The organism is Streptomyces sp. NPDC052301 (assembly GCF_044593395.1).
Lineage (GTDB): Bacteria > Actinomycetota > Actinomycetes > Streptomycetales > Streptomycetaceae > Streptomyces.
The window spans coordinates 843,933-851,873 of the sequence record NZ_JBIUBE010000001.1 but is presented as its reverse complement, the minus strand read 5'-3'; the positions used below and the strand labels follow the sequence as shown (position 1 = coordinate 851,873).

The 7,941-nt window shown below is 73.7% G+C and carries 4 protein-coding genes; 3 read left to right on the top strand and 1 reads right to left on the bottom strand.

From position 1 onward, the window contains the following. Nucleotides 1-156: 156 nt before the first annotated feature. Complete coding sequence (locus ACIHEJ_RS03635) at nucleotides 157-1,866, bottom strand: MFS transporter (protein ID WP_400131741.1); 1,710 nt, start codon at nucleotides 1,864-1,866, stop codon at nucleotides 157-159. A 735-nt stretch (nucleotides 1,867-2,601) separates the two neighbouring features. Between ACIHEJ_RS03635 and ACIHEJ_RS03630 the strand changes: the two genes are divergently transcribed. The 3 genes from ACIHEJ_RS03630 to fusA all read left to right on the top strand — a co-directional run bounded on the left by ACIHEJ_RS03630 (nucleotide 2,602) and on the right by fusA (nucleotide 7,789). Continuing rightward, complete coding sequence (locus ACIHEJ_RS03630) at nucleotides 2,602-3,435, top strand: SDR family oxidoreductase (protein ID WP_400131739.1); 834 nt, start codon at nucleotides 2,602-2,604, stop codon at nucleotides 3,433-3,435. Nucleotides 3,436-3,459: 24 nt separating this feature from the next. Further along, nucleotides 3,460-5,046, top strand: a complete 1,587-nt coding sequence (locus ACIHEJ_RS03625; RefSeq protein WP_400131737.1) for a Na+/H+ antiporter — start codon at nucleotides 3,460-3,462, stop codon at nucleotides 5,044-5,046. A 661-nt stretch (nucleotides 5,047-5,707) separates the two neighbouring features. Then, a complete protein-coding gene (fusA, locus tag ACIHEJ_RS03620) occupies nucleotides 5,708-7,789 on the top strand; it encodes an elongation factor G (RefSeq protein ID WP_400131735.1) in 2,082 nt (693 codons plus the stop codon). Nucleotides 7,790-7,941 lie beyond the last annotated feature (152 nt).

Below are 7,941 nucleotides of genomic sequence, written 5' to 3'. Positions count from 1 at the left end.
CCGTGGCTGGTGTTGACCTTGCCGAAGACCGAGTCGGCACCCCAGTAGTTGCCGTGGATGAACGTGCCCGAGTCGGTCAGGCGCATGGCGTGCGGTACGGCCTTGATGTCGTACGAGGGCTTGCCGTCCTTCTCCGTGAGGCCCACGCTCGCGGCATCAGTCGCCCCGCTCGGCGAGGGCCGCCAGTTCACGGTCCACGGCGCGCTGGTGCTCCATCGCCTCCTCGCGGGCCTTGCGCGGGCTCCAGCGGCCGGCCATGACGAAGATGAACGGCAGGAAGATCAATTGCCCGGCGGCACAGATCAGCCACCAGGTGCGCCACTGTCCGGGGCCCTGGGCCGCGGCGCTCTTCACCTGGGGGCCGTAGCGTTGCAGCAGCGCCAGCTGCGGCTGGGCCCTGCGCACGGTCGCCAGGCCGTCGGCCCCGACCTCGCGCGCCGCCCGGGCCGCCAGTGCCGGCGGGACCGCGGTGGGAGGGTAGGCCCGGAGCTCGGCGAAGAGCCGCGGGTGTGCGTCGATGACGGCCAGGGCCGGGGCGGCCTGGACGCGTGCGGCCTGTACCTGGGCGCCGTGCTCGACCAGTGGCGTGGCCGACGTCACCACGACCGGGACGAACGCCGTGGAGATCGCGACCACCGCCCGGATGATCCACCCCCACACGGCCAGTCCGGTCGCCGTGGCGGCCGGGTTGTGCTTCTCCACGGTCTCGGTGAAGCTCGCCATCCAGGGTGCGTAGGCGACGCCGGTGAGGACACCGATGGCGACGAACAGTGCGGCGAAGGTGTAGTAACCGGTGTGCGGCTGAGTGGCGCGCACGGCGAAGAGCGTGGTGACGGCGATCGAGCCCACGGCCCCGACGATCATGAACGGCTTGCGCACCCTCAGCTTGTCGGAGAGCAGCCCCGCCGCCACCAGTGCCACCGCGTTGGCCGCCCAGTACCAGTTGGCCAGTCCGTTGGTGCGCTGCTCGCTGTAGCCGAACGTCGCGGCGAAATAGACGACGAAGTTGCCCACGGCGCCGAAGTAGAGCAGGAGGAAGAGGCTGACGGCCGTGGCCGAGCCGATGACGTCCGGCCGCAGCATCTGCCGCCAGTGGCTCGCGGGCGCCGTCGCCGGGTCCGTGCCCTTGGCCCGTGCTTCGACGAGGGCGCGGTCGCGGAGGCTGACCATGATCTGGTCACGGAGCCGGGGCGACAGCTCGCGCAGCCCCAGCAGCGCGAGGACGAAGACGGCGAGCCCGGCCCAGCCGGAGTAGCGCAGCTCGTCCTGCCAGCCGGCGAAGGACAGGGTGCTGCTGGTGACGACCGTGACGACCAGGCTCCCGATGACCGGGCCCATGGTCCAGTAGCCCATCGCGGTGGCCCGGCCGAGCTGGGGGGAGAAGTCCCGGATCAGTGCCGGCGTGGCCACCAGCACGATGCCCTCGATGAAGCTGAGGGCGGCGAAAAGCACCAGGTAGGTGCCCTTGTCGGGGGCGTTGGGCAGGCCGACGAGGCTGAGCAGGGCGGCGATGAGGAGCCCGTAGACCACCATGTTGGCCCGGCCCCAGCGGTCGGCGAGGCCCGCCACGAGCGAGGCGAAGGCGCCGACCGCGTTGCCGATGACGCTGACCCACACGAAGTAGCCGTAGGTCATGTGGAAGTGCGTGATGATCGACGTGGCGACCGCGTACTGCACGTAGAGGGCGTAGTACAGGACGACGGTGGTCAGCACCACGATCGCCAGATACGCCGTCCGGCGTGAGGTGACGGGGTACTGGTGCAGCTCGCGGCGCCACAGCCGGGCGGCGGGATGGGGGGTGTCCGGCATGCCGGTGTCGGCCGGCCGGAGGTTCGTGTCGTCGGGCGAAGCGGGCATGGCGGTCATGCGGCGGCTCCTGGGTCGGGCCCATGGGCCCGGTGCGGTGGGGTGCGGGACGGTGCACGCCTTGCGGTGCGGCGGGCACGGGCACTGTCCGGCCAGGGCGAATCCCTCGGGTCTCGGGTCTCGGGTCTCGGGTCTCGGAGGCCGGGCGGGGACGATGTGCGCAGACGCTAGTACCGACCAGTCGGTACGGCCTAGGGGTGTGCGGGCGGATACCGAAACGTGACCTCGCGCCCGGGTCGGTCGCAGGGGCCCGGCCACGCCGGGACGGACCGGCGGCCGAGGCGCCCGGGCGCACCACGCCGGCGCTCGGTGACCGGGCACATCGCCGGTGCTCTAGCGGGGCCTGACGGGGGCCTGACCGGGGCCTACCCGCGCGCCCGGCGCGCGCCCGAGAGGCCGCGCGTCGGTGCGCCGGAGAGGAGCACAGGGCGGACGCCCCGTCCCAGGTGGTCGGCGGCACCCGTCGGAGGACGCCGCGCGGAGGCGGTCATGGACCGCGTGGTGCAAGCTTCGAAGAGCGGGCGGCACCGCGCCGGCAGGCTGCGGTGCGGGGTTCGCGGCGCCTCGGCCCGCGCGGGCGGCACCTCGGCCCGCGCGGGGCGGGACGGCCGTGAGAGCTGTGCGGGACCGGACGGCCTGCGAAAGCCGTGCGGGACGGAGCGGTCTGAGAGAGCCGTTCGGGGCGGGGCGGGCTGTGAACGTTGCGCGGGGCGGGATGACCCGTGAAAGGTGATCATGACTGTGAGGGATCCGAACGCCGGGCGCGCGCAGGCCGCTGACCGGGGCATTGCGGCGGCGGGTACCGGCGGCGCCGGCGGCGGTGCGCCCTTGGCGGGATGCGCGGCGCTGGTGACGGGTGCGTCCAGCGGCATCGGCGCGGCCACCGCCCTGTCGCTCGCACGGCAGGGCGCCGCCGTGGCGGTGGTCGCCCGCCGCACCGGGCGGCTGGAGGACCTGGCCGCGAAGATCCGTGAGCGGGGCGGCTCGTGCCGGGTTCTCACCGCCGACCTCGCGGACGTGGGGCAGGCGCGCCGGGCCGTCGAAGAGGCCGGGGACTGCTTCACGCGGCTGGACGTGCTCGTGAACAACGCCGGCTACGTGGCCATGGGGGCCATCGAGGAGGGCGACGCCGCGGAGTGGGAGCGGATGGTCGACCTCAACCTCAACGCTGTCCTGCACCTGTCGCAGGCGGCGTTGCCCCACCTGCTGCGCGCGGCGGCGGACGGCCCGCGCGGGGTCGCCGATCTGGTGAACGTCAGCTCGGTCGCGGGCCGGGTGGTGCGCAGGAACAACGGTGTCTATTCGGCGACGAAGCACGCGGTGGGCGCGTTCAGCGAGGCCCTGCGCCAGGAGGTGACGGGACGGGGTCTCCGGGTGGGAGTGATCGAGCCGGGCATGACGGTCACGGAGATGGCGACCGGCGCCGGATCCGCTGCCGCCCGTGGCCTGCCGCGAAACGCCTGGCTGCGGGCCGAGGACATCGCCCGCGCCATCACCTTCATGATCACTCAGCCCCCGCATGCCGCCGTCAACGAGATCATGGTCCGCCCCACGGCCCAGGAACACTGACCGCCGACCCGCTGGGGGCGCTCCATGACCGGCCTGACCGTCGTCCTGCTGCTCGTCATCCTGGCCACGGCGGTGGCGACCGGTGCCCGGCGCTGGAGTCTGCCCGCTCCCTCGCTCCTCGTGATCGCCGGTCTGGTCGTGGGGCTGATGCCCTGGGTTCCCGAGGTGCGTCTGCCCCCGGAAGTGATCAACGTGCTGGTGCTTCCTCCCCTGCTCTACGCCTCGGCCGGGGAGATCTCCGTCCGGGACCTGCGCACCGTGTGGAGACCGGTGAGCGGACTGGTCTTCGGACTGGTCCTCGCCTCGGCCGCTGCCGTCGGGTACGTGGCCGCCGCGATCACTCCGCTCACCGCCGCGACCGCGCTCATCCTCGGCTCCGCCCTGGCCAGCACCGACCCCGTGGCGGTCACCGCGCTCGGCCGGCGTCTGTCACTCCCGCCGCGCGTGCAGGCGCTGGTGCAGGCGGAAAGCCTGTTCAACGACGCCACGTCGCTGGTCCTGTACAAGGTCGCCGTGGTGACCGCGGTCACCGGCAGCGCCATCAGCGTGTCCGGGACCGCCGTGCAGTTCCTGGTCCTCGCGGGCGGCGGAGCCCTCCTGGGCGCGGCGGTCGCCGCGGTGGTGACCCTGATCCGCCGGCGGACCGACGACCCCATGCTGGAGACCGTGATCGCCCTGGTCACCCCCTACGTCTCCTACGTCGTCGCGGAGCAGTCGCACACCTCCGGCGTGACCGCCGTCATCGTGTCCGGGGTCGTCCTCGGCAGCACCGGCCACAAGCTCGGCGACGCCTCAGTCCGCCTCCAGGTCCACGCCGTGTACGACACCGTGACCTTCCTGCTGGAGAGCGTCGTCTTCGCCCTGATCGGCCTCGAACTCCCCTCGACCGTCCGCCATCTCGCCCACGACGAGCACGGCTGGCCGCTGTGGGTGCCGGTGATCGCCTTCACTCTGCTGGCGATCCGCCTGCTGTGGATCTTCCCGCTGTCCGCCCTGATCCATCAGAGGCACAGGATGGGTGACAACCGCCTCTCCTGGCGCGTTCCGGCCGTCCTGTCCTGGGCGGGCACCCGAGGCGTCATGCCGCTGGCGGCCGCGCTCTCGGTCCCCCTGGTCACCCGCACCGGGGCGCCGCTGCCGCACCGGGCACTCATTCTCATGCTCACCACCGGGACGGTCGCGCTCACTCTCGTCTTCCAGGGGTTCACCCTGGCCCCAGTCGTCCGCCGCTCCGGCATCGCCGTGGAACCGGAGCACACCGCTCGCGAGGAGGCGCGGACCCGCCGGCGCATCGCCCATGCCGCCCTCGAAGAGCTGGAGCAGCTCGGCGATCCGGAGGAGCTCGCCGATCTGGGTGCCGCCGCGCAGGCCGCCCTGAAACAGGCCCGTCGTCACCTGGAGGCGCGCATCCACCAGGTGGAAGACGCCCACTACAGCGATCCGGACGCCCGTCCCGCCGACGCCTACCGTGAGATCCGCCGGACGCTCATCGCCATCGAGGCGGCCGAGCTCCAGCACCTCTACGAAGCGAACAAGATCAGCAACGCCACCCGGCGCCGGATCCAGCACGAACTCGACCTCGAGGAAGCCAGCCTCCGCCCCCGCGACTGACGCCCGGCCCCGTCGAGCCCGTCCCCCGCGTTCCCTCCCGCCTCGGATCGTCCGGCGTGCGGACGGCGCCTCGTTCCGGTAGAGCGTGGGCCCCGCCCCGGGCGCATGCCGGGGCGGGGGCGCGAGGCGGGACCGACCCCGTGCGGGTGCGGGCGGAAGAGTGCGAGACGGGGGCGCGGTGCAGGGCGCAGCCCGCCCCGGCAGCGGGCGCGGCTGTCCCGTGCGTCGCCGTACCCGGCAGCGGGCGCGGCTGTTCCGGCCGTGCTGGCAGGACGCAAGCCGCGCAGCAGCCCCCGCGAAAATGCGATGCCCCCGCCGATCATCCCCGCCTACACTCGCCCACATCGTCCGGCACCGCCCCGACACAGGCGGGCCGGACGGGAGTCAGTCCGACGAGTGAGGGGAGCCCGGCCGTGCGCGCACGCACCGCTGTCGTCGCTCCCCGTTCCCGGTACGAGGTGATCCTCGTGTCCTCGTCCGTCCGGTGCCCGCTGCGCGGCCGGCACCGGATGCCCGTGACGCCCCGCTGACACACCACGGCAGCCTGCCCGGGCCCCACGCCCGGCCGCCGCCGTACCGTCATGCCTGCCACCCGGCGCACGGGTGATCGCGCTGCCCCTTTTCTCCGATCTTTTCCTGAGCCCCAGAAAGGCACCGGGCCGTGCGCACCGACCTCACCACCCTCGCCGCCGTCCGCAACCTCGGCATCCTCGCCCACGTCGACGCCGGCAAGACCACCGTCACCGAGCGCATCCTGTATGCGACGGGCACCACCCACAAGCGGGGCGAGGTGCACGACGGCACCACCGTCACCGACTTCGACCCGCAGGAACGCGACCGCGGCATCACGATCTTCGCCGCCGCGGTGACCTGCGCCTGGGACGGGCACCGCATCAACCTCATCGACACCCCCGGCCACGTCGACTTCGCCGACGAGGTCGAGCGCTCGCTGCGCGTCCTCGACGGGGCGATCGCCGTGTTCGACGCCGTCGCCGGTGTCGAACCGCAGAGCGAGTCGGTGTGGCGGCAGGCCGACCGGCACGGCGTACCGAGAATCGCGTTCGTCAACAAACTCGACCGCGCGGGCGCCGACCTCGACCGGGCCGTCGACTCGATCCGGCAGCGGCTGCATCCGGCGCCGCTCGTCGTCCAGTTGCCGATCGGCGTCGAGGACGGCTTCACCGGTGTCGTCGACCTGGTGCGGATGCGCGCCCTCGTCTGGGACGGCGACGGTGACGGCGCGGGCCCGGCCGTCGCGAGTCCGGCCGTCGCGGGTCCGGTGCCCGAAGCGCTGCGGGAGGAGGCCGTACGGCGGCGTCGCGTGCTGGAGGAGACGGTCGCGGAGCTGCATCCGGGCGCCCTGGAGGAGTTCTGCGCCCGCGAGGCGCTCTCGGCCTCCACCCTCGCCTCCGCCCTGCGCGACCTCACCCGCAGCGGCGACGGCGTGGTCGTGCTGTGCGGCTCCGCCTACCGCAACCGCGGTGTCGAACCGCTGCTGGACGCGGTGGTGGCCTACCTGCCGTCGCCGCTGGACGTGCCCGCCGTACGCGGTGAGCACGACGGCACCGGGCAGCGGCGGGCCGCCGACCCCGAAGCGCCGTTCGCGGGGCTCGTGTTCAAGGTGAACGCGGGCAGTACCGGCCGCCTGACCTACGTCCGCGTCTACTCCGGCACGATCGAGAAGGGAGACACCGTGTGGGACCCGGGCACCGGACGCACCGAGCGCGTCGCACGCATCCTGCGGGTCATGGCGGACCGGCACGACCGGCTCGACCGGGCGGTCGCCGGTGACATCGTCGCCCTCGTGGGGGTGAAGTCGGCGCGGACCGGCTCCACCCTGTGCGCCCCGGACGCGCCACTGCTGCTGGAACCACCCGTGGCCGCGGAGCCCGTGGTGTCCGTGGCGGTCGAGGCGCGGCGGGCCACGGACACCGGACGGCTGGCGACGGCGCTGGCCCGGCTGGCGGAGGAGGACCCCTCCCTCGTCGTACGGACCGACGCCGAGACCGGGCAGACCGTGCTGTCCGGGATGGGCGAACTCCATCTGGAGGTCGCGGTGGAGAAGATCCGCCGGGACGGCGGGCCGGAGGTCACCGTGGGCCGGCCGCGCGTCGCCCATCGCGAGACCGTTGTCGGCGGCGTGACCGGTTTCGTGTACCGGCACGTCAAACAGGACGGCGGCGCGGGGCAGTTCGCCCACGTCGTGCTCGACGTGGAGCCGCTCGGTCCCGAAGCGGGGGCCACCGGCTTCGTGTTCCGGTCCGCCGTCGTCGGCGGGCGGGTGCCGCAGGAGTACGTGCGCGCGGTGGAGGCCGGCTGCCGGGACGCCCTCGCCGAAGGACCGCTCCACGGGCACCCGGTGACCGGGCTGCGGGCCACGCTCACCGACGGCTCCACGCACGTGAAGGACTCCTCCGACACGGCGTTCCGCACCGCCGGCCGGCTCGGTCTCCGTGAGGCCCTGCGCGCCTGCGCGACGGCTCTGCTGGAACCGGTCGCCGAGGTCACGGTCACCGTGCCGGAGGACGCGGTCGGCGGGGTCCTCGGGGACCTGGCCGCCCGGCGCGGCCGGGTGGGCGGCTCCGAGACCCGCGGCGGCGCGGCCGTACTGACCGCCACCGTGCCGCTGGCCGAACTGTTCGGCTACGCGACCCGGTTGCGCAGCCGCACCCGGGGCCGGGGCACCTTCACGGCCCGGCCCGCCGGCTACGCCCCGGCACCCGGGCCGGTACCGGCCCGCTGACGCACGATCCGGCGGAGCGGCGGCTGGAACCGAAGGGCCGGCGACGCGGTATGACGGCACGTCAGGACCGTCCGGGGCGGGGAGGTGTCGCCCGGCACCTCCCCGCCCCGGGTGTCCGCCTGCTCGCCGTCCCGCCCACCCTGCCCGGCGGC